Source organism: Streptomyces torulosus, from assembly GCF_001419765.1.
Classification (GTDB): domain Bacteria; phylum Actinomycetota; class Actinomycetes; order Streptomycetales; family Streptomycetaceae; genus Streptomyces; species Streptomyces torulosus.
Genome location: NZ_LIRK01000003.1, coordinates 1 through 21850, shown reverse-complemented (window position 1 = coordinate 21850; position 21850 = coordinate 1). Strand labels below are relative to the sequence as shown.

Sequence of the window (21850 nt, the reverse complement as noted above, 5' to 3'; positions counted from 1 at the left end):
AGCCATGATGCCGACCGAACGAACGGTCGGTAGGGAAGGTGGGGCAGATGGCCGCGATACACGCCGACGCGTCGGCGGACCGCGCGGAGCCGGAGCTGCGGGAGCACTTCGAGGCGACGATCGCGCGGGACCAGCGGATCGAGCCGCGTGACTGGATGCCGGGGGGCTATCGCAGGACGCTCGTCCGGCAGATCGCGCAGCACGCGCACTCGGAGATCATCGGGATGCAGCCGGAGGGGGAGTGGATCACCCGTGCGCCGTCCCTGCGCCGCAAGGCGATCCTGTTCGCGAAGGTGCAGGACGAGGCGGGCCATGGGCTGTATCTGTACTCGGCGGCGGAGACTCTGGGTGCGGACCGTTCGGATCTGACGAACCGGCTGATCGAGGGTCGTCAGAAGTACTCGTCGATCTTCAACTATCCGACCCTGAGCTTCGCCGACGTCGGGGTGATCGGCTGGTTCGTGGACGGCGCCGCCATCTGCAACCAGGTCCCGCTGTGCCGCAGTTCGTACGGTCCGTACGCGCGGGCGATGGTGCGGATCTGCAAGGAGGAGTCGTTCCACCAGCGGCAGGGGTATGAGCTGCTGCTGACGATGATGCGGGGCACGGACGAGCAGCGCGCGATGGTGCAGGACGCGGTGGACCGCTGGTGGTGGCCGTCGCTGATGATGTTCGGGCCGCCCGACGACGCCTCGCCCAACTCGGCGCAGTCGATGGCGTGGAAGATCAAGCGGCACTCCAACGACGAACTGCGGCAGCGCTTCGTCGACATGACCGTCCCGCAGGCCGAGAAGCTCGGCGTGACCCTCCCCGACCCGGACCTGAGGTGGAACGAGGAGCGCGGCCGCCACGACTTCGGCACCCCCGACTGGGCCGAGCTGAAGCGGGTCATCACCGGCGACGGGCCCTGCAACGACCAGCGGACGGAACGCCGCAGGACGGCCCACGAGGAAGGCGCCTGGGTGCGTGAGGCGGCCACCGCCCACGCCGCTAAGCAGGCCGCCCGTACCCGCCGTACACCTACGCAGAAGGGAGCGGTGGCATGACCACCGAGGAGAAGGACTGGCCGCTGTACGAGGTGTTCGTGCGCGGCAAGCGCGGCCTGAACCACGTCCACGTGGGCTCGCTGCACGCCGCCGACGACCGGATGGCCCTCACCCACGCCCGCGACCTCTACACCCGCCGGAACGAGGGCGTCTCCCTCTGGGTGGTGCGCTCGGAGCACATCGCCGCCTCCACCCGCGACGAGAAGGACCCCTTCTTCGAGCCCAGCGCCGACAAGGTGTACCGCCACCCGACGTTCTACGACATCCCCGACGACGTCCCGCACATCTGAGGAGCAGGGCATGAGTGACGACCACCTCTACATGACCCTCGCCGAGGGACACGACGACGACACCCGCTGGGCGTACGGCACCGGCTTCGAGGACCCCCTCCACGGCGTGGACGGCGCGGTACCCGACGGCATCGACACCGGTGAACTCACCGCCGTCTGCGTGGCGTTGGCCGACGACGCCCTCGTCCTGGCGCAGAGGCTGGCTGAATGGACGACCCGCGCGCCCGAGCTGGAGGAGGAGGTCGCGCTCGCCAACATCGGCCTCGACCTCCTCGGCCAGGCCCGCCTGCTGTACTCCCGCGCCGGCCAGGTCGACGGAACCGGCCGCGACGAGGACGCCTACGCCTACTTCCGGGACGCCGACGACTTCCGCAACGTACGCCTCGCCGAACTCCCCAATGGAGACTTCGCTTTCTCCGTCGCACGCCTGCTGGTGCTCTCCGCCTGGAGGCTCGCTCACTTCGAGCGGCTCACCGCCTCCGACGATCCGGTACTCGCCGCGATCGCCGCCAAGGGCGTCAAGGAGCTGAGCTACCACCGGCAGTACGCCGCCGAGTGGGTCGTCCGTCTCGGCGACGGCACCGCCGAGTCGCATCACCGGATGCGGGACGCCCTGGAGCAGGTCGCGCCGTACCTGGACGAGCTGTTCACCGCGTACGACGTCCAGGACGAGGTCGAGGCGGTGCTGAAGCAGGTCACGGAGACGGCCGGAGTGCCTCTGCCCGTGTGCCGGCCGCAGCCCGGTTCCGGCCGCGCCGGGAATCACACCGAGCACCTCGCCCCCCTGCTGGCCGAGCTGCAGAGCGTGGCCCGGGCCCACCCGGAGGCGACATGGTGACCGTGCTGCCGGACGTGCGCCATGCCCGGCACATCGCCGAGTGCGTGCCGGACCCCGAACTGCCCATGCTCACCCTGGCCGACCTCGGCGTGCTGCGGGACGTCGAGGTCGATGCGGACGGGACGGTCGTCGTCAGTCTCACCCCGACCTACTCCGGCTGCCCGGCCATGGCCGAGATGCGCGCCGAAGTGGCCGCGCGCCTCACAGCCGCCGGATACGCGCATGTCCGGGTGCGTACGGTGCTCCACCCGCCCTGGACCACGGACTGGATCACACCGAGCGGCCGCCGCACCCTCGCCGAGCACGGCATCGCGCCCCCCGGACCGGCGCCGCGCCGGGCCCCCGGCCCGGTGCCGCTGACACTGTCCCCCACACGCCCCGCGGTTCCGTGCCCCCGGTGCGGCTCGGCGGACACGGAGGAGACCTCCCGCTTCGGCGCCACCTCCTGCAAGGCGCTGTGGCGCTGCCGCGCCTGCCGCGAACCCTTCGAGTACGTCAAGGAGATCTGATGGAGGACCTGTTGCCACCCGGCACCTCCGTGTCCACACCCGTGCGGCGACGCCGCCCCGCCTTCCATCACCTGCGCGTGGCCACCGTGCAGCGGCTGTGCGAGGACGCGGTCGCGGTCGGCTTCGACATCCCGGACGACCTGGCGGAGGAGTTCGCCTTCTCCCCGGGCCAGTCGCTCACCCTGCGCCGCGAAGTCGACGGGCGGGACGAGCGGCGCTCCTACTCGATCTGTTCCTCCGTGGGGGCACGGCCGCGCATCGGGGTGCGCGAAGTACCCGGCGGGCTGTTCTCCTCCTGGCTGGTCCACGACGTACGGCCCGGCGACATCCTGGAGGTGATGGCCCCGACCGGTGCCTTCAGCCCCGACCTCACCGCACCCGGCCACCACGTCCTCGTCGCCGCGGGGTCCGGCATCACGCCCATGCTCTCCATCGCCGAGTCGGTCCTCGCCGCCGACGACCGCTCGCGGGTCACGCTGTTCTACGGCAATCGCCGCACCGGCTCGGTCATGTTCGCCGACGAACTCGCCGACCTGAAGGACCTCCACCCGGTGCGCTTCCAGGTCGCCCACGTCCTCTCCCGCGAGCCCCGCGAGGCCGAGGTGCTCTCCGGCCGGCTGGACGCCGACCGCCTCTCCGCCCTCATCGGCGGGCTGGTCGACGTCACCACCGCGGACCACTGGTGGCTGTGCGGACCCCACGGAATGGTGCGCGACGCCCAGAAGGTCCTCACCGGCCTCGGCGTCCCCGTCGACCGCGTCCACCAGGAGCTGTTCTTCGCGGACGACGCGCCGGTGCGGGAGGCACGGCACGAGGAAGCCGTCGCCGAGGGACCGGTCAGCCAGGTCACCCTCACCCTCGACGGCCGCACCACCACCGCGCCGCTGCCGCGCGCGGCCACGGTGCTGGACGGCGCCCAGAGGATGCGGCCCGACCTGCCCTTCGCCTGCAAGGGCGGAGTGTGCGGCACCTGCCGTGCCCTGGTCACCGAAGGCGAGGCCGACATGCGCCGCAACTTCGCCCTGGAGGCCCACGAGGTCGACGCCGGCTATGTGCTGACCTGCCAGACCTTCCCCGTCTCCGAGACGCTGACCGTCGACTTCGACAGTTGAGGAATCCCATGTCCGTGCATCTGGAGGTCTCCGAAGGCGTCGGGACCATCCGCCTCGACCGTCCCCCGATGAACGCCCTCGACATCGCCAGCCAGGACCGGCTCGGCGAGCTCGCCGCAGAGGTGACCGAACGCGATGACGTCCGGGCGGTGATCCTGTACGGCGGCGAGAAGGTGTTCGCGGCCGGCGCGGACATCAAGGAGATGGAACTCCTCGACCACGCCGGAATGGTCAGGCGCTCGCGCCCGCTTCAGGAAGCGTTCACCGCCGTCGCGCGCATCCCCAAGCCGGTCGTCGCCGCGGTCACCGGCTACGCGCTCGGTGGCGGCTGCGAGCTGGCCCTCTGTGCTGATTACCGGATCGCCGCCGACCACGCCAAGCTGGGCCAGCCGGAGATCCTGCTCGGCCTGATCCCCGGCGCGGGCGGTACCCAGCGCCTGTCCCGGCTCGTGGGCCCGTCGAGGGCCAAGGACCTCATCTTCACCGGCCGGATGGTCAAGGCTGACGAGGCCCTTCGGATCGGCCTGGTCGACCTCGTTGTGCCGGCCGCCGAGGTGTACGAGCAGGCGCGGGCCTGGGCCGCCCGGTTGGCCAAGGGCCCCGCACTCGCCCTGCGGGCCGCCAAGGAGTCGGTCGACCAGGGCCTGGAGACCGACCTCGACACCGGTCTCACCATCGAGCGCAACTGGTTCGCGGGCCTGTTCGCGACAGAGGACCGCGAGCGGGGGATGCGCAGCTTCGTCGAGGAAGGCCCCGGCAGGGCGACGTTTCTCTGAGTACTCCTGGGAACGGTCGGCTGTGTCGGCTTCCGCGGGAGTCGTCCGGCGACGACTTCGGTCTACGGCGACAAGTGCCTCGACGCCCTCGACAGCGTTACCGCCAGCGGTAACGGCCAACGGCACGAAGCTGATCCTGTGGACCAGAAGTGGAGTCGGGACAGTGCGCGGCGGGGTGCCGGCCGTGATGCCGGTGGTCGCACCCCGCTGACACGTACCCTCACTCCGCCGGTGTGCTCAGGTTCGCCGCCGTGGCCCTGGCCGTCGGGTGGCGGTACAGCTCGCGCAGCCGGAGGGAGGGCAGGCCACGGGCGCGTAGGGCGGCGCCTATGCGGACGGCGAACAGGGAGTTGCCGCCCAGTTCGAAGAAGTCGTCGTCGGGGTCCACGGGGACGCCGAGCACCTCGGCCCAGATCTCGCACAAGGTGCGGGTGAGGTCGTCGTCGGTGGAGGGCTGGTCCGGCTGTGCGGGCCCCGCCGGCCCGCGCCGTACCTCCGGTGGGGGGAGTCTCGACGCGTCGAGCTTGCCGTTGGGTGTCAGCGGGAGCTTGTCGAGGGCGGTGACCGTGGCGGGGAGCATGTACTCGGGGAGCATGTACTCGGGGAGGATGTTCGCGGCCCGTTCGCGGCCCGTTCGCGGACCGTGGCGGGGTCGCTGCCCGGGGACAGCGCCACGTACGCGTCGATCCGGGCGGTGGCCGCGTCCGACGGGTCGTCGCGGTGGACGACGACGGCGGCCGTACGGACGTCGGGGTCCTCCAGCAGGACGGCACGGATCTCGTCGAGTTCGATGCGGAAGCCGCGGATCTTGACCTGGCTGTCGATCCGTCCGAGGTGTTCGAGGCGCCCGTCCGGGCGCAGGCGGCCCAGGTCGCCGCTGCGGTACATGGTGCCGCCGGTGAACGGGTCCGGCACGAACCGCCGGGCCGTCAGCTCCTCCTGACCCAGGTAGCCGAGCGCCACGCCGGCCCCGCCGACGCAGATCTCGCCCGCCACGCCCGGTGGCAGCAGCCGGCCCTCCTCGTCCCTGACGTACAGGTGCCAGCCGGGCAGGGCACGGCCGACGGAGCGGGTGGCGGCCAGGGCCAGTGTGCGGGTGAGGGTCTGCTCGGTGACGTGCACCGTCGTCTCCGTGATGCCGAACATGTTCACCACCCGGCTTGTCGACTCGGGGTGGCGGTCGAACCAGCGGAGCATCATGCGGGCGTCGAGGGGTTCGCCGCCGAAGACGACCAGGCGGACGCTCAGCTCGCTGTGGTCGATGTCCAGGAGCTGGGCGAAGGCCGACGGCGTCTGGCTGAGCACCGTGACCTTCTCGGTGGTCAGCAGGTCACGGAAGCGGTCGGGTTCGCGGGAGACGAAGTACGGCACGACGGCCAGGCGGCCCCCCGTCAGCAGGCAGCCCCAGATCTCCCACACCGAGAAGTCGAAGGCGCTGGAGTGGAACCAGGTCCACACGTCCTCGGGGCCGAGGCCGTACTCGTCGCGGGTGGCGTCGATCAGGGCGATGACGTTGCGGTGGGGGACGAGGACGCCCTTGGGCCGGCCGGTGGAGCCGGAGGTGTAGATGACGTACGCCGGGGTGTCCGGAGTGTGCCCGGCGGTGGGGGCGGTTGTGCTGTGGGGGGCGGCTGCGGGTCCGGCCGCGTCCAGCAGGTCGTCAGGGGACGTCGGTGTGCAGCCCGGGACCGTCGGGAACTCCGGGTGGCGGGTGATCACGACCCCGATGCCCGCGTCCTGTGCCGTGTGGGCGAGGCGGTCCGCCGGGTAGGCGGGGTCGACCGGGACGTAGGTCGCGCCCGCTTTCAGGACGGCGAGGAGGGCGATGACCAGTTCGGCGGTGCGGTCCAGGCATACGCCCACCCGGTCGCCGGGGGTGACGCCTCGGGCGTGCAGTCCCTGGGCCAACTTCGCCGCGTGAGCGTCGAGTTCACGGTAGGTGAGGCGGGTCGTGCCGTCGGTGACGGCGACGCGCTCGGGGGCGGCCGTCGCGATACGGGTGAAGGCGTCGGGGATGGTGGTCGCGGTGGTGTGCGGCGGGCGGGGAGAGCGGCCCAGGGCGGCGATGCGGGTCTGTTCGGCGTCGTCGAGGAGTTCGACGTCGTGCACGGGAGTCTGCGGGCGGCGCAGGAGCCAGGTCGCCGTCCACGGCGACACCGCGGCTTACCTCATGTACACCTCCGGGTCCACCGGCCGGCCCAAGGGAACCGTCGTCACCCGGGCCGGGATCGTCAACACCCTCGCCTGGATGCAGGCCGACCACCGCCTCACCCCGGCGGACCGGGTCGTGCACAAGGCGCCGATCGGGTTCGACGTGTCGGTGCGGGAGATCTTCTGGCCCCTCACCCGCGGGGCGACCCTCGTCGTCGCCCGCCCGGACGGCCACCGCGACCCGGCCTACCTCGCCCGGCTGGTCCGCGAGGAGCGTGTCACCGTCCTGTGCTTCGTGCCGGCCCTGCTCGGCCCGTTCCTGGACGAGTACCGGCCCGCCGAGTCGCTGCGCCTGGTGATGTGCGGCGGCGAGGCACTGCCCGCCGCCCTGGCCGCCCGCTTCCACCGACAGTGCGGCGCCCGGCTCGTCAACTCCTACGGCCCGACCGAGTTCTCCGTGACCGCGACCTCCTGGGCCGTCGTCCCCGGCGAACCCGTGCGGATCGGCGGCCCCGGCCCCCACACCCGCGCCTATGTGCTGGACGCGTGGCTGTCTGCGGTGGCACCGGGTGTGGCGGGCGAGTTGTATCTCGCGGGCGTCCAGATGGCGCGGCTATGCCGCCCGGCCCGCTCGGACCTCTGAGCGCTTCGTCGCCGCCCCCTACGGGCCGCCCGGAGCCCGGATGTACCGCACCGGGGACATCGTGCGCTGGACGCCGGACGGGGAGCTGGAGTTCCTCGGCCGCGCCGACGACCAGGTGAAGATGCGGGGCTTCCGGATCGAGCTGGGTGAGGTCGAGGGGGCCCTGGCGGACCATCCGGCGGTCGCCCAGGCTGCCGCGGCCGTGCACGGGCAGCGGCTGGTGGGCTACGTCGTCCCCGCCGGGGACCTCGACGACGAGGAGCTGCGGGCCCGGCTCGCCGGGCGGCTGCCCGAGTACATGGTTCCGGCGCGGCTGGTCCGGCTCGCGGAGCTGCCGTTGACGCCCAGTGGCAAGGTGGACCGCAGGGCCCTGCCGGCGCCCGACACCGCCCCGTCCGTGGGCAGGGGGCCCAGGACGGCGTGGGAGGAGATCCTGTGCTCCCTGTTCGCCGCGGTGCTGGGCCTGCCCGCTGTCTCGATCGACGACGACTTCTTCGAACGGGGCGGGCACTCCCTGCTGGTGGCCCGGCTGGCCAACCGGATCCGGGCCGTGCTCGGGGTCGAGATCGACCTGTCGGCGCTGTTCGAGGCCACCACCGTGGCGAAGCTCTCCGCCCGGCTGGGATCGGCGCCCGCTCGGCGCGCGGAGATCGTGGCCCTCCCGCGCGGCGAGCGCGTCCCCCTGTCGTACGCGCAGCGACGCCTGTGGTTCCTGCACCGCTTCGAGGGGCCGTCGGCCGCCTACAACATCCCGCACGCCCTGCGGCTGACCGGGCCGCTGGACACCGCCGCGCTCTCGGCCGCGCTGACCGACGTCGTCGCCCGGCACGAGATCCTGCGCACGGTGTTCGCCGAGGACGAGGACGGCGCGTACCAGGTCGTCCTCCCGTCCGACAGCGTCACGGTGCCGGTGACCGAGCACCGCACCGCTCCTGACGAACTGGACGCCCGGCTCGCGGCCGCGGCGGCGTACGCGTTCGATCTCACCACCGAGATCCCCGTACGGGCCTGGGTGTTCCGGCAGGCGGCGGACGAAGCCGTACTGCTGCTGCTCGTCCACCACATCGCCGGTGACGCGGAATCCCTGCACCCGTTCACCGCCGATCTGGCCGGTGCCTACCGCGCCCGTCTCGCGGGCGAAGCACCCCGGTGGGCGCCCCTGGAGATCCAGTACGCCGACTACGCCCTGTGGCAGAACCAGGTCCTCGGAGACGCCGACGACCCCGGCAGCCGCGGCGGCAGGCAGCTCCACTACTGGCGGAAGGCGCTCGAGGGCGCCCCCGAGGAGCTGAACCTGCCCACGGACCGGCCGCGCACCGCGTCCGCCGAGAGCCGGGGCGCCGCGGTGCCCCTGGAGATCGGCCCGGAGCTGCACCAGCGGCTCGCCGGGGTCGCCAAGGCCCAGGGCGCCACCGTGTTCATGGCGCTCCAGGCCGGTCTCGCCACGCTGCTCACCCGGCTCGGCGCGGGTACCGACCTGCCCATCGGCATCCCCGTCGCCGGCCGCGGCGACGAGGCCCTGGACGGGCTGGTCGGGTTCTTCCTCAACACCCTGGTCCTGCGGACCGACACCTCGGGCGACCCGAGCTTCACCGAACTCCTCGGCCGGGTACGCCGTACCGACCTGGACGCCTACGACCACCAGGAGCTGCCGTTCGAGCGGCTCGTGGAGGCGGTGAACCCCACCCGGTCCCCGGCCCGGCACCCGCTGTTCCAGGTGATGCTGTCGTTCCGCAACAACGCCGAGGCCCACTTCGAACTGCCCGGCCTGACCGTACGGCACCTCCCGGCGGGCCTGCCGTCCGCCAAGTTCGACCTGTCGGCTCCTGCCGCTGCTCACGCCGGGCACCCGCGAGGCCCTCACCCGCCCCGAGTACGTCACGGACGCACCCCCGTCCTTCGGCCCGGCCGACCAGGGCACCGCGCACGCGGTGCTCACCGGTGACCCCGAGGACCCCGACCTGCGCTTCGACGAGGCGGCCACCCGGGCCGTGACCGACGCGGGCCGTGTCGCCCTCGCGGAGCACGAGGTGGTGCTGGAACCGAGAGGGTTCGGCGACCACGTGGTGCAGTTCCCCGGCCCGGCGGGGACGCTCGCGGTCGAGGCGGCCCTCAAGCTGGCCCGCAAGGTCACCGGGCGCACGCGTGTGATCGCCTTCACGGGCGGCTTCCACGGAGCGTCCCTGGGTGCGCTGGCAGCGACCTCCTCCCCGCTGCTGCGCGGCGGGGCGGGGGTGCCCCTGCGAGACGTGACGATCCTGCCCTACGGGGACGCCCCGGACGCGATGGCCGCGCTGGAGGAGGCGCTGGCCCCCGGCTCCGAGGTCCCCGCGCCCGCCGCGATCCTGCTGGAGACGGTCCAGGGCGAGGGCGGCCTCCACGTCGCACCGAACTCCTGGCTGAGGCGGATCCGTGAACTGGCCGACTCGGTCGGCGCGTTGGTCGTGGTCGACGACATCCAGGCCGGCTGCGGCCGCATCGGCACCTTCTTCAGCTTCGAGGACGCCCCCGGCCTGGATCCGGACCTGGTGTGCCTCTCGAAGTCGCTGAGCGGCATGGGCCTGCCCATGGCGGCCCTGCTGATCCGCCGCACCTACGACCGGTGGGCGCCCGGTGAGCACAACGGCACCTTCCGCGGGAACAACCTCGCCCTCGTCGGTGCCTGCGCCGCCCTCGACCTCTGGACGGACCCGCACTTCACCGCCCACACCGCCGAGCTGACCGCGGCGATCCGCACGGGTCTCGAGTCCGTCACCACAGCCCTCCCCGCCTCGGCCGCGGAGGTCGTCGGCAAGGGAGCGATGAGCGGCCTGCGCTTCGAGGACCCCGCCCATGCCGCCCGTGTACAGATGTCGCTGTTCCGCGAGGGAGTCATCGCGGAGACCTCCGGCCACGGCCACGTCCTCAAGCTCCTGCCCCCGCTGACCATGCCCCTGACCGACTGGAAGGAGGTCCTGGACATCCTCGGCACCGCGATCACGGAACGCCCGTCGCGCGCCGCCTGAGGATCAGCTCCCTGGGGGAGAAGAGGTGATCGATGCGTCCGAGGTCCGGCGCCTGCTGGGCCTTGGCGGATCGCGAGCACATACCCCAGGCCGGTCTCCTCCGGCATGCGGCGCAGCCGTGACCCCTGGCCATCGGCCGCGTCCGCGGCCACCCAGACGATGGGCAGCGGCGAGGCGATCTGCCGCAGCACCATGGGCTTGGCCCCCTCCGACCGGACAGCGGCCCTCCGCGCGGTCCGTTCCGCGTGCTGTCATCGGCGAGCGGGCGTACCGTCCCCGATATGGGCGTGAGGTGCTGGGTGAAGTGAACGGGTGTGGCGAGCGGCCCGAATCGGTCGATCCGCTGGCTGAGGCGTTGACGGCGGCCGTACACCGTACGGGTGCCATCGCCGGGGGCGTCTATGCGCTGGATCCGACGGGAACGGTGCTGAGCCTGGACGTGATGTGCGGTGTGCCCGTCGAGGCGTTCGCGCCCTGGTGGCGGGTGTCACTCGCCTCCCACGGTCCGACCCAGGATGCGGTAAAGGAAAAGCGGCTGGTGTGGGTGAGCTCGCAGGAGGAGCTGGCCCGCTCCTATCCGCGCGTGGCAGCGAATATTCCTTACCGGCTCGCGTTCGCAGTGGCCCCACTCAGCGGCGTCCACGACTGCCGGGGCGCGCTGCTGCTGATGTGGCCTCCCAAGCGTCCCAACCGTCTCACTCTCCGTGAGCGCGAGCACATCGCCTTCGGCGCTCGGCGCATCGCCCGGGTCCTGGACGCGGCCGCCCGCCCTGCGGTCGAGGCGGGCCGGCCCCGTTTCGTCCCTCCCCGTGCCCCTGCCAGGAGGCACGTACAGCCGCCGCTCGCAGCGGCCGAACTGGTCGAACGCCTCCCCCTGGGCACCCTTGCTCTCGACCTTGAAGGCCGGATCACCTTCACCAACGCCGCGGCGGCCGAACTGCTGGGCAGGCCCGCCGAAGAACTGCTGCGTACCCAGCCTTGGCAGTCACTGTCCTGGCTGGACAACGTCGCCTTCATGGACGCCTACCGCACCGCTGTGACCAGCCGCGAACCAGTGACCCTGACCGTCCTGCGCCCATCGAGCCAGTGGCTCGACTTCTGCTTCCACGCGGACGTCAGCGGCGTCAGCGTGGTCGTCACTCCTGGCGACACTGCCGCCTCCCCGTTCAGATCCGTAGAAAGGCAGCCTGCCTCCATCGGAGTCCCAGCCGGAAGCCGCATCCACCTGCTGGTCTATCTGGCAGCCGCGCTGACCGAGACCGTAGGCGTCCAGGACGTCGTCGACCTGGTTGCCGACCAGATCCTGCCCGCACTCGGCGCTCATGGAATGATCATGTCCACGGTCGAAGCCGCCCGTATGCAGATCATCGGATACCGCGGCTACACCCCGGAGACCATCGAGCAACTCGACGGCCTGCCCGCGGACGCCGGTCTCACCCCTGCCGGCCAAGCTCTGGCCAGCGGCGCCTTCTCCTACTTCGCAGACCGCACCGAGCTGGCCCGCGCATACCCCAAGGCGCCGCAGATCAGCGACAAACAGGCATGGGCGTTTCTGCCGCTGATCACCTCTGGACATCCCGTCGGCTGCTTGGTCCTCGCCTACAACCACCCTCACACCTTCGCCGCCGCAGAACGCTCCGTCCTCACACCCCTGGCCGCGCTCATCGCCCAAGCCTTGGACCGCGCCCGCCTGTACGACGCCAAGCACAGCCTCGCCCATGCTCTCCAGCGGACCCTCCTGCCCCACGCACTGCCTTCGGTGGCGGGGCTCGACGTCGCTGCCCGTTACCTGCCCGCCAGTCACGGCATGGACATCGGCGGCGACTTCTACGACCTCATCCGTCTCACCGAAACCACCGCTGCGGCAGTCATCGGCGACGTCCAGGGGCACGACGTGACGGCCGCTGCCCTGATGGGCCAGGTCCGCATGGCGGTCCACTCCCACGCCACCGCCGGCGCCGCACCGGACGAGGTCCTCACCCGCACCGACCGAGACTTGGCCGACCTCGATGCGGGCCGTTTCGTCACCTGCCTTTACGCCCACCTCGACCTCGCCCGCCACCAGGCGACCCTCGCCAGCGCCGGACACCCACCCCCGCTCCTGCGACACCCCGACCACCGGGCCCATGCGCTCGACATCGACCCCGGTCCGCCCCTCGGCATAGGCATGGGACGCCCGGGATACCCGATCGCCGCTGTGCCTCTGGCCGAGGAGGCCATCCTCACCCTCTACACCGACGGCCTCGTGGAAGTCCCGGGCACCGACATCGCTCGGACCACCGCCGAACTTGCCCGTCACCTGGGTGAGTCGAGCGACCTTCCCCTTCATCACCTCGTCGACAGCCTCGTCCACCACATCCATCCCCTCGGCCGGCACACCGACGACGCCGCCCTGCTCCTGCTCCGGCCCAGTAGCGGCTCCTGAGCAGATCGGCATGTGACAGAGCGAGAGCCCCGGTGGGATCGCCGAGACGTTCCCAGGCCCACACCGCAGAAGCCCGATGTTGCCGCGACTCAGCGACATCCCGGTGGCCCACCACCCTCTGCCCGACTGTTCGACGGTGTACACGTGCGAACCGGCCACTCGCCGTACGCCGAGGCGGCCGGCCTGTGGACGGCGGTCGCGGTCCTGATCGCACAGGCCGGCGAAGCGGACGGTGGGCAGCGCCTCGTGCGGGCGGGCACCGCCCTGACGGCCTGTCGCGCACCGAACGCGAGGCCATGGAGGCGCTGAGCCGCCTCGGGGACGAAGCCCTCGGCGCGTGAGACTGACTGCTCACATCGGTGCCGGGATTCCCGGTGAGGGGGCCACTCTTTTCGGCCAATCCCTGTAAAGGCGCGTGAAGTTATCGATGTATCAGACATATGCTCTCGCCTGGTTCAAACAGAATCACACATTCGCCAACGACAAACGACGTGGGCGAGCCTCACAACGGGAGGAGTCTGATGAGCACCAACCTTCTGCTGGAAGACACCACCGACCTCACCGAGCTGGATCTCGACATCCAGATCTCGGAGACCGAAGGCGAGGGCCCCGCGTTCGCGGCGGGTGGCGCCACCTCACCCAGCACGTTCGGGTCGCCCTGCAACCTCTGTTGCGCGTAAGCACCCGACGCACTCGTGTGGGGCGGCGCCGAGCCCCCGCCCCACGCGGGTCGTGCCGGGCCGGGAACCGAAGGGGGAGGCGGACCACGTGCGGGACGGCCACCACACGCACTACACCCCACAGGACTGCCTGTTCCTGCGCATCTCGGCGGTACCCCGCACGAGACGGACCGGCCGTCCCCTCGGGGACTCGGCCGAGCAGGTGCGGGAAGCCGCCGCCCGGCCCCTGTTCCGCGAGGCGCTCGCCGTCGCCAGCGGCAGCCTCGCCGACTCCCTCGACCGGCTCGACGCGGGCGCGGACCCTGGGGCCAAGAGCCTGCGCCGTACCGCACTCGCCGTGACCCGCTACGCGCTGAGAGCCGAGACCAGGCCCACGCCGTTCGGCCTCTTCGCCGGTGTGACACCGGGGCGGGCGGCGGACACCACGAAGGTGCGCATGGCCGGTCCCGGCCGGAAGGCCGTGCGGCTGGACGCCGCCTGGCTGACGCGCCGCGTCACCGAGTGGCTCGCGCTCCCCGAGGTGCGGCGCGACGTCGACGTCGTCCTCAGCGATCTCTGCCGCACCCGGGGCGACCGGCTCGTCGTCCCGGGGAACGGCAGCGAGACATCCGTCCGCGACACACCGTTGGTGAGCTGGGTGCGCGAGCGGGCGACGCTCCCCGTGACCTACGCCGCGCTGCTGGAACAGGCGGTCGAGGCCTTCCCCCGGTTCGGCCCGGACCAGGTGGACGCCGCGCTGTTCCAAATGGTGCGGCACGGCTTCCTGCTGACGTCCATCACCCCGCAGGACCTGGACGAATCGCTGTTCGACCGCATCGCTGCCGCTCTGGCCCCCGTCCCCGAGGCGGCCGAGGAACTGCGGTCCCTGCGCGCGGCACTGGACGACTACGCCGCCACACCGCCCGGCGAGGGCCACGCGGCGTGGCGCGGGCTCATGCGGCTGACCGATCCCGAGCGCACCGCCGCCCGGCCCCCCGTCCATGTCGATCTGCGCATGGACGCCGACGTCCAGCTCTCGCGGGCCGTGACCGAGGAGGCCGCCCGCTACGCCTCGGCCATGTGGGAGCTCTCCGCGGAGTGGCTGACCCACGCCCATATGCGCGCCTACCGCGACCGGTTCCTGGAGGAGTACGGCACCACCGGCGTGGTGCCCCTCGGCCGCCTCGTCGATCAGCATCGGGGCATCGGCTTCCCTCCCGGTTACGGTGAACGGGGCGACGCCCCCTCCCCGGAACGGCGCGACGCGGAGGCGCTGCCCAAGGAGCGTCGCCTGCTCACGCATGACCTGGTGCAGGAGGCGCTGCACAGCGGTGACGCCGAGGTCCGGCTCACCCCCGGCCTCGTCGAGCAGTTGGCCGCAGGTCGTACGACGGACGCGGCCGTCACCCCGCCCCGGTCGCTGGAACTGTGCTTCCAGTTGCTGGCCGAGAGCGGCGAGGCCATCGACCGCGGGGACTTCCGGCTCGTCTCCCCGGCCTACCCGGGCTCGTGGGTGGCCGGCGCGACCTTCGGCCGGTTCGCCGAACTCACCGGGATGGAAGGCGAGTTGCGGTCGCTGCTCGCCGGGTTGGGTGATGCCGGGACCGTACCGGCCCAGGTGGTCTTCCGGCCGCGTACGGAACGCGCGCTCAACATGGCGCAGGTGCCGCGACTGCTGCCGTACCGGATACCGGTGGGCGTCCACGCCGATCGGAGCGCGCCCGGCACTCTGGACTGGCGTCAGCTGCTGGTGACACCGGACGCCTCGGGGCTGCGGTTGGTCCTGCCGGACGACGGACGTGAGGTTCTTCCCATCGTGCCGCACATGGTGGCCCTCGACCGGGAGGCACCGGCCGTGGCCCGGCTGCTGGTGGACCTCGCCTTCGGCAGGGCCAGGACATGGACGGGCTGGAACTGGTGCGGGCTGGAGGCGCTGCCGTACCTCCCCCGCGTGACCTACGGCCGCGTCACGATCTTCCCCCGGCGCTGGGTGCCCGACCGGCATCTGCGAGCGGCGGCGGACAGCAGGGCGGGAGCCGGGGACCGCACGTCCGGGTGGGACGACGCGGTCGAGGCGTGGCGGGTGCGCTACGGCGTGCCGGACGAGGTGAACCTCGCCAGGTGGGACCGTACCTACCGGGTGGACCTCACGGATCGCTGGCACCGGGAGGTGTTCCGCCAGGAGGTCCGCCAGGGCGGCTCCCTGGCGATCATGGAGGACCTGACGGACGACGGTCGCGCACTGGGCTGGACCGGCGGACACAGCGCCGAAGTCGTCATCCCCCTCACCCGGACCACCGCGCCGGCACCGGCGGCCCCCCAGCCGCACGACGGCGGCGTCAGCGACGGCGTACGCCGGGCCCCTCGGCATCAGGCCGCGCGCCCTGCGCACACCTCTGTGCCGGAGCGTCGGCCGACCGACCACGGCGTGCGGCATCTGCCGGGCGAGGAGTGGCTGTACGCCAAGTTCTACGCGGTGGAGGACACGCACGACGAGTTCCTGCACGCCTGTCTGCCGACGCTCCTCCGCGCGGTCGGGGACGACGTGCGCAGCTGGCACTTCGTCCGGTACCGCGATCCGGATTCCCATGTCCGCCTGCGCCTGCACGGCACCGCCGAAGCCCTGCGTACGACGGTGCTGCCCCGGCTCGCCGCGGTGAGCCGGGACTGGCAGGAGGCAGGGGTGATCAGGACCGTGGTCCTGGACACCTACCGGCCGGAGACCGACCGCTACGGCGGACCGGACGAGCTTCCCCACGCGGAGCGCATGTTCTGCGTGGACAGCCGTTCGGCGCTGGCCCAGCTCACGATGCGGGCGCGAGGCCGGCTGACCCTGCCCGACCCGGTGCTTGCGGCCGTCAACCACGCCTTGCTGCTGGAGTCGCTGGGCGACTGGGACTGGTCGGGGTGGATCAGCCGCGTCATCCCCAAGGGGCCCGCCCATACGGCCTACCGGCGCCATCAGGACCTGGCCAGGTCGCTGATCGTCCCCGGGCGCACCGCCGAGAGCGCGGCCTCCGCGCTCGGCGCGCCCCTCGCCGACCTGTGGACCGGCACGCCCGAGACCAGGACGTACGGTGCGCTGGTCCTCTCCGACGAGGAGGGGACCCCCGGCACCGGTGGGCACGCCGAGGCCGTCCTGTCGCTGCTGCACATGCAGCACAACCGGCTGCTCGGCATCGACAGGGCCGCGGAGGACATCGGATACGCCGTGCTGCGCGGCGTCGCCCGCGACCATCAGGGCCGCTTGGCGCACGCCCGGGACGAGGAGCAGACCGGATGACCGCTCCCCGGCACGCGGACGAGGCACGAGACGTCGCCGCACAGGTCTTCGAGCGGCTCGCCGACCCGGACGCCACCGCGGCGGACGCCCTCAACCCCGGCCTCTCGTCGCCTGCCATCGTGCGCGAACTCCTGTGGTCGGACCTGTCCCTCTCCAGCGGCTACCCGGGGGTGTCGTTGGCCTACACCGGGCGGGGGCGGCCCGGTCCCGAGGACGCGGCGCGAGCGCACGCCTACCTCGTGCGGGCGATGCGGGCGACGGCGGCCACCGCCCATGCCCCGGGCGGTGTCTACAGCGGTCCGGGCGCCGTCGCCTTCGCGGTGCTCGTCGCGCACCGCGCGACCGGTGGCTACCGCTCGGCTCTGGAACGGCTCGACGACCATCAACGCCGTCTCGTCCGCCGTGCCCGCCCCGAGGTCCGGGACGCCCCGGCGACGACCAACGGAGAGTTCGAGTTGGTGCGCGGCATGAGCGGCGTGGGCCGCTATCTGCTGGCCCGCCGGGAGGAGTGCGAGGAGGAACTGCGCCTCGTCCTCACCTATCTGACTCGTATGGCGCAGGGCGAGATCACCCACCGGGGCCGACGGGTGCCCCGCTGGTGGACGTGGGCGGCCCCCAAACTGGGGCAGGAGACCGAGATGCCCGAGGGCCATCTCAACCTCGGGCTCTCGCACGGTGTGGCCGGCCCGCTGGCCCTGCTGTCCTTGGCCTGGCAGCAGGGCGCGGTCGTGGACGGGCAGCGCGCGGCCGTCGAGCAACTGGTCGCCCTTCTGGAGAACCGGGCCTTCGCGAGCGAGGACGGCAGCGGGCCGGTCTGGCCGAATCACCTGACCCTTGACCGCTGGGCGGCCGAACCGCAGGGGCCACCGCCCCGCTGGCGCCCCTCCTGGTGCTACGGCGCCCCGGGGATCTCCCGCGCGATACAGCTGGCCGGGCAGGCGTTCGACCGTGCCGACTGGCTGCGGCTGGCGCACCGCTCCCTGTTGCCGCTCCTGGCCACGGACCCGGAGAGCTGGAACATCGACAACCCCAATCTGTGCCACGGGTGGAGCGGCCTGATGCATCTGCTGGCCGTCCTGAACGAGTCCATCGGCGACAAGCGTCTGGCCGACCTCGTCGACGACATGGCGGCCCGTACGCTCGCCCGGTTCCAACCCGAGTCCCGGTTCGGCTTCCAGGCCACCCTCACGGACGTTCCGCAGCCGGCCGACACCCCCGCGTTCCTGGAAGGCGCCGCAGGCACGGCTCTCGCCCTCGACGCCTACGCGGACGGCCGTACGACGACGGACTGGGACCTGCCTCTGCTGCTGGCCTAGGAGCCTGTCGCCACCTGGGTCAGCGGGCCGTTCGACTGCCGGAGGAGGCGACGCGAGGCCATGGGCGTGAGCATGGAGACGGCCGAGGTGCCGATCGAGCGCGCCGTCGCCCGCGAGGACCGGTTCACGGTCATCGCCGACGTCGTCGAACACCTCACCACCGGCCGGCCCCGACCGCTCCTGCTCGACCTCGGCCGCGGTCCGGGCTCGATGGCCGCCCGGCTCGCCGAGCGGCTCCCGGACGCGGAGACCGTCGCCGTGGACATGGACCCGCTGCTCCTCGAACTCGGCCGCACGTCACGAGCGGAACCACTTCCGCGCCTGCGCACACTGCGGCCGTCGGGCCTCGAAGTCCGCCGAGTGGTCGGACGACCCGGTCTGCCGGACCTGCCACGACCGCGCGACGGGCGTCCGCGGTTGCTGCCCCGACTGCCGAGCCGACCGGCTGCTGCCCGGCCGGGACTCCGCCGGCACGCCGATCTCGCAGGCCGGTGCCCTGATATCAAAACTGGAAGATCCTGCGCGACTGCCGACTCAAGGGCAACGGCGTTCACCAAGCCATGCTCGGCATCGCCCGACTCTACAACCTGGCCCTCACTGGATTAACGCATGCCCCATACGGGACAACCTTTAGGCGCGCTTGAGCGTGTGCATGAGGCGGAGGGCGTTGTCGCGGTTGATGCCGCGGCGTTGGCGGTTGGTGAGGACGGGGTCGTTCACGATGGCCGGCACCGTGAAGCCGGTGATGATGTCGGCGGAGGCGGCCGGCCAGTCGGTGCCGAAGAGGATCCGGTCGGCACCGGCGGTGGCCACCAGAGTGCCCGAGGGGGCCAGCGGGCCGGCCGTGTCGTAGTAGAAGCGGTGCAGATAGTCCTGTACACGGGCAGCGTCCAGGGGCGGGGTGCAGAAGCTGCCGAAGGCCTTCATACGGGTGGCGATCTGAGGGAGGAACCCACCGGCGTGTGGCAGGACGACTGACAGGTGCGGGTAACGGTCGAGTGTCCTGGTACGGATCAGGTTCACGGCGGCACGCGTGGAATCCAGCAGGAAATCGCACATGAAGTTCGGGATTCCGGGGACGGTGGGCACGCCGGGTGGTCCGCCCGGGAGGTCGAGAGGGTGGGTGAAAAGGACTGTGGCGCGTTCGTCGAGTTCTGCGAGGAAGCGGTCGTAGGAGGGATCACCGAGGTAGATACCGTTGTAGTTGGCTTTCACGCTGACTCCAACGGCACCGAGCTTGTCGAAAGCGTGCTGGAGAGCCCACGTGGTCACGTCGGGATGGTCCAGGACGGCAGGGCCGAGGACCGCGAAACGGCCCGGGTGCGCGGCCACCAGGGCAGCCAGTGCCTCGAAGACGACAGTGAGGCCTTCCCTGGCCTGCGCAGCGGAGCGGTACCGGTCCTGCATGGTCGGGTTGAGGACCGCGGTTGCGATCCCCACCCGGTCCATCATCGCCAGAGTGGAGTCCAGATCCCAGCGCGCCCACCACGGCAGTTCCTCCCGCCGCACCAGGCCCTCACGCTCGGCCCAGTCGACCCATGCCGGAGCGGTGAAATGGTGGTGGACGTCAATCCTTGCCCGGCCGGCGTTGTCACCACTCTGCGAGCCCTGCGGCACCGCTTCCTCCCTGGCCAGAGCACTGGACCCGCCCGTCGCGGCGACGGTGGTCGCCACCGCACCACCGGTGATCAGCAGGCTGCGCCGACTCATGGCCTCGCTCGATTCAGGCATTCGCGTATCCCATCCGTAGCTCCGGCTTGCTGCACCACGATGGCCCGGCGACGGGCCTGCGATCAGCACGGCGTGCCCTCTTCGAGGCCGGTTACCTCGGACGGACGCGGTCCAGAGGGTGACGATCTCGTAGCTGCCGTCACCCACCGGAACGGCGATGACCTGCCCCTCCCTCAGCGGGGCTCTCCGCCACGCCACCGTGAGCGTCCGGCGTCGACTCGATAGCCGTTTCCGGTTCATGACGTGCTGGGCCCTTCCCACACTCGGCAGGGGAATCGGGGAGGTTGGCCAGGCGCCGTGCCCAGAAGGAGTGGGGAACCGGCATCTGTCGCGCCGGATGTTGCGCTGAGTCGTGGGGTAAATGTTTGCGGCCACGTTTGTCCACATGACCAAGGTCCACGTGTTCGACCCGGCGACCGGACAGAGCCCCCGGCATCCGAAGGGCGCCGCTGACCCACTCAGTCAGATGCCGCTACCCAGCCTGCGGCTGCGGGGCCCGCCTCGAACTACGCTCCCATGAACGTCTCCCCCCGCTGCAGTCCCCTTCATGGGCTGCGAGATTCCGCCCCGGTCGTACCGCTGGCACGTTCCGGTCGAGAGCACCAGCGGCCTTCATCCGGCGGACAGCGCATCACCGCGCGCCGCGCACCTGGGCGCTTCTCCGGCGCCCGACACCAGGCGCTCCACGTCCAAGGCCGCAGTGAACTGCGCCGAGACCCCGCCAAGGTGTCGCGTCGGCCGCATCCGACGCAATCCCCGCCGCCAGGCTCGACAGCGTCGCCGCCGGTTCCACGCCCCGATGATGATCAGCGAACGGCCCGTGATGCGGAGCGGGCGGTGCCCCACCACTGAGAGACCTGATCAGCCTGTGCGGGTTGAAGGGCCTGGTTCTGGCCTGGTTGGTCCGTTCCTTCACATGGATAGGAGCGGGCAGGGCACCCGTGTATCCGTCAACCAGTGAAGGGAGCCGATCATGGTAGTCGCAGCCGTCATCGCCGCGTGTGTGGTCCTGGCCGTGCTGGCCTTTCTCGTTCCTCGCCTCTCGCACCATCCCGAACGCGGTACTCAGCGTACGCTCGGCGCTGGGGCGCGGGCCGGTGGCAAGGCGCCCGGCGTGCTGGGCCGCCTCTTCAGCAAGCCCTTCCACACCAGCTCGCGCGCGGTGAGCCGCAGCGGTTCGGCCGGTCGCCGCTCCCGCGGCCGAATGCCCTTCTGACCGACAGCGGGTGACCGACCGGGAGAGTCGCGAGAAGCGCCGAAGAGGCGAAGAAGCCGCTGAACGGGCTCACCGCCGGCACCAGCCGACGAGAGCAGCCCATCGTGCTGGACGCGGACGGAAGTCCCATCCGAACGTGCCGGAAAGCTACCCATACGACCGCAAGATGGGGCCGCGAAGAAACACCACTCCGTCCCTCACTCCGTTCTCACCGGGCACCGGGGGCTCCGGAGAACACCCCGCGACCGACTGACACATGCCTGGGCCCGCTCGGACGAGCGGCCCCAGGCATGTGTCATCGCCGTGAAGAAGCGCGCCATCCGCCAACTGCCGCCACCGTCAATCCGGTCGACATCGGGATCGAGATCGAGACCGAGATGGGGATCGGCGGGGCGGAAGCACGCCGTCACCGTATTGGCCTGCCGCTGGCACCTGATTCCCCACTCGTCGGCGAGGTGTTGGCGCCTTTGGCGCCCGGCACAACGGCGTGGCACTGGCCGACTCCGCCTCCGACTGCTGTGTGGATCCCGGGGTTGCTGGTCGCCGCCAGGACCTCGTCGAAGGACAGGAGCGGGGCCGGAGCAACAACAATCAGAGGGACGCATACCGCTCCGGGTGCGCAGGCGAGAGCCAGGCCCGGGACACGGTCGGGCCGACACGGTGTGCCTCACTGCGCAGGGCTTCGAAGCGGGCACGTGGCCCTGCGGTGGAGCCCACTTTCACGTACGCACGGCGCCGGTTCTGCTTGACACCGCTCCTGGTCACGGGCCGGGGGCGCAGCCTGATCGCGAGCACCACGGCCCGGGCGCTCCCATGGCGGCCTGACCACCAAGACATCTCATGTCGCTAG

Annotated in this window: 13 protein-coding genes and 3 pseudogenes; 14 read left to right on the top strand and 2 right to left on the bottom strand. The window is 71.5% G+C overall.

The genetic code is table 11. The features are described from left to right. Positions 1-47: 47 nt before the first annotated feature. Genes paaA through AOK23_RS00225 form a run of 6 tightly spaced genes read left to right on the top strand, consistent with a single transcriptional unit; the run spans position 48 to position 4571 of the window. Positions 48-1046, top strand: a complete 999-nt coding sequence (paaA, locus tag AOK23_RS00250; protein ID WP_055710720.1) for a 1,2-phenylacetyl-CoA epoxidase subunit PaaA — start codon at positions 48-50, stop codon at positions 1044-1046. Beyond that, positions 1043-1336, top strand: coding sequence for a 1,2-phenylacetyl-CoA epoxidase subunit PaaB (gene paaB, locus AOK23_RS00245; protein WP_055710719.1), 294 nt, complete (start codon positions 1043-1045; stop codon positions 1334-1336). The genes paaA and paaB overlap by 4 nt, the downstream gene beginning before the upstream one ends. Before the next feature lie 10 nt (positions 1337-1346). Next, a complete protein-coding gene (paaC, locus tag AOK23_RS00240; protein ID WP_055710718.1) occupies positions 1347-2174 on the top strand; it encodes a 1,2-phenylacetyl-CoA epoxidase subunit PaaC in 828 nt (275 codons plus the stop codon). Further along, positions 2168-2683 carry a 1,2-phenylacetyl-CoA epoxidase subunit PaaD gene (paaD, locus tag AOK23_RS00235; RefSeq protein ID WP_055710717.1) on the top strand — a complete coding sequence of 172 codons (516 nt, stop codon included), beginning with the start codon at positions 2168-2170 and terminating at the stop codon, positions 2681-2683. Before paaC ends, paaD begins: the two co-directional genes overlap by 7 nt. Continuing rightward, positions 2683-3795, top strand: coding sequence for a 1,2-phenylacetyl-CoA epoxidase subunit PaaE (gene paaE, locus AOK23_RS00230; RefSeq protein WP_055710716.1), 1113 nt, complete (start codon positions 2683-2685; stop codon positions 3793-3795). Before paaD ends, paaE begins: the two co-directional genes overlap by 1 nt. 8 nt (positions 3796-3803) lie before the next feature. Beyond that, positions 3804-4571, top strand: coding sequence for an enoyl-CoA hydratase/isomerase family protein (locus AOK23_RS00225; protein ID WP_055710715.1), 768 nt, complete (start codon positions 3804-3806; stop codon positions 4569-4571). A 220-nt stretch (positions 4572-4791) separates the two neighbouring features. Here AOK23_RS00225 and AOK23_RS00220 read toward each other — a convergent pair. Continuing rightward, a pseudogene (locus tag AOK23_RS00220) lies at positions 4792-6704 on the bottom strand (non-ribosomal peptide synthetase); the annotation flags it as partial. 28 nt (positions 6705-6732) lie between these two features. Here AOK23_RS00220 and AOK23_RS00210 point away from each other — a divergent pair. From AOK23_RS00210 to AOK23_RS44175, 7 genes and pseudogenes are all read left to right on the top strand, one after another. After that, positions 6733-9187 (top strand): annotated as a pseudogene (locus tag AOK23_RS00210) (amino acid adenylation domain-containing protein); the annotation flags it as partial. A 109-nt stretch (positions 9188-9296) separates the two neighbouring features. Continuing rightward, complete coding sequence (locus tag AOK23_RS00205; protein WP_240496186.1) at positions 9297-10370, top strand: aminotransferase class III-fold pyridoxal phosphate-dependent enzyme; 1074 nt, start codon at positions 9297-9299, stop codon at positions 10368-10370. Between the two features lie 304 nt (positions 10371-10674). Beyond that, on the top strand, positions 10675-12795 hold the full coding sequence (locus AOK23_RS00200; protein ID WP_055710712.1) for a SpoIIE family protein phosphatase: 2121 nt from the start codon (positions 10675-10677) through the stop codon (positions 12793-12795). Between the two features lie 521 nt (positions 12796-13316). Then, complete coding sequence (locus AOK23_RS47580; protein ID WP_157877902.1) at positions 13317-13475, top strand: hypothetical protein; 159 nt, start codon at positions 13317-13319, stop codon at positions 13473-13475. 88 nt (positions 13476-13563) lie between these two features. After that, on the top strand, positions 13564-16737 hold the full coding sequence (locus AOK23_RS00195; RefSeq protein ID WP_055710738.1) for a lantibiotic dehydratase: 3174 nt from the start codon (positions 13564-13566) through the stop codon (positions 16735-16737). Then, a complete protein-coding gene (locus tag AOK23_RS00190) occupies positions 16734-18053 on the top strand; it encodes a lanthionine synthetase C family protein (protein ID WP_055710711.1) in 1320 nt (439 codons plus the stop codon). Before AOK23_RS00195 ends, AOK23_RS00190 begins: the two co-directional genes overlap by 4 nt. Before the next feature lie 60 nt (positions 18054-18113). Then, a pseudogene (locus tag AOK23_RS44175) lies at positions 18114-18359 on the top strand (class I SAM-dependent methyltransferase); the annotation flags it as partial. Positions 18360-18683: 324 nt separating this feature from the next. On the opposite strand, the gene AOK23_RS00185 reads toward AOK23_RS44175, so the two are convergent. Continuing rightward, entirely contained in the window at positions 18684-19784 is a 1101-nt protein-coding gene (locus AOK23_RS00185; protein ID WP_079049186.1) for an amidohydrolase family protein, read from the bottom strand. 973 nt (positions 19785-20757) lie between these two features. Between AOK23_RS00185 and AOK23_RS44170 the strand changes: the two genes are divergently transcribed. Further along, positions 20758-21000 carry a DUF6411 family protein gene (locus tag AOK23_RS44170; RefSeq protein ID WP_079049185.1) on the top strand — a complete coding sequence of 81 codons (243 nt, stop codon included), beginning with the start codon at positions 20758-20760 and terminating at the stop codon, positions 20998-21000. Positions 21001-21850 lie beyond the last annotated feature (850 nt).

Excerpts from the sequence above, each read along its gene's own strand:
- paaA (WP_055710720.1), top strand. The coding sequence starts at position 48 with ATGGCCGCGATACACGCCGACGCGTCGGCGGACCGCGCGGAGCCGGAG.
- paaB (WP_055710719.1), top strand. The coding sequence starts at position 1,043 with ATGACCACCGAGGAGAAGGACTGGCCGCTGTACGAGGTGTTCGTGCGC.
- paaC (WP_055710718.1), top strand. The coding sequence starts at position 1,347 with ATGAGTGACGACCACCTCTACATGACCCTCGCCGAGGGACACGACGAC.
- paaD (WP_055710717.1), top strand. The coding sequence starts at position 2,168 with ATGGTGACCGTGCTGCCGGACGTGCGCCATGCCCGGCACATCGCCGAG.
- paaE (WP_055710716.1), top strand. The coding sequence starts at position 2,683 with ATGGAGGACCTGTTGCCACCCGGCACCTCCGTGTCCACACCCGTGCGG.
- AOK23_RS00225 (WP_055710715.1), top strand. The coding sequence starts at position 3,804 with ATGTCCGTGCATCTGGAGGTCTCCGAAGGCGTCGGGACCATCCGCCTC.
- AOK23_RS47580 (WP_157877902.1), top strand. The coding sequence starts at position 13,317 with ATGAGCACCAACCTTCTGCTGGAAGACACCACCGACCTCACCGAGCTG.
- AOK23_RS00190 (WP_055710711.1), top strand. The coding sequence starts at position 16,734 with ATGACCGCTCCCCGGCACGCGGACGAGGCACGAGACGTCGCCGCACAG.
- AOK23_RS00185 (WP_079049186.1), bottom strand. The coding sequence starts at position 19,784 with ATGCCTGAATCGAGCGAGGCCATGAGTCGGCGCAGCCTGCTGATCACC.
- AOK23_RS44170 (WP_079049185.1), top strand. The coding sequence starts at position 20,758 with ATGGTAGTCGCAGCCGTCATCGCCGCGTGTGTGGTCCTGGCCGTGCTG.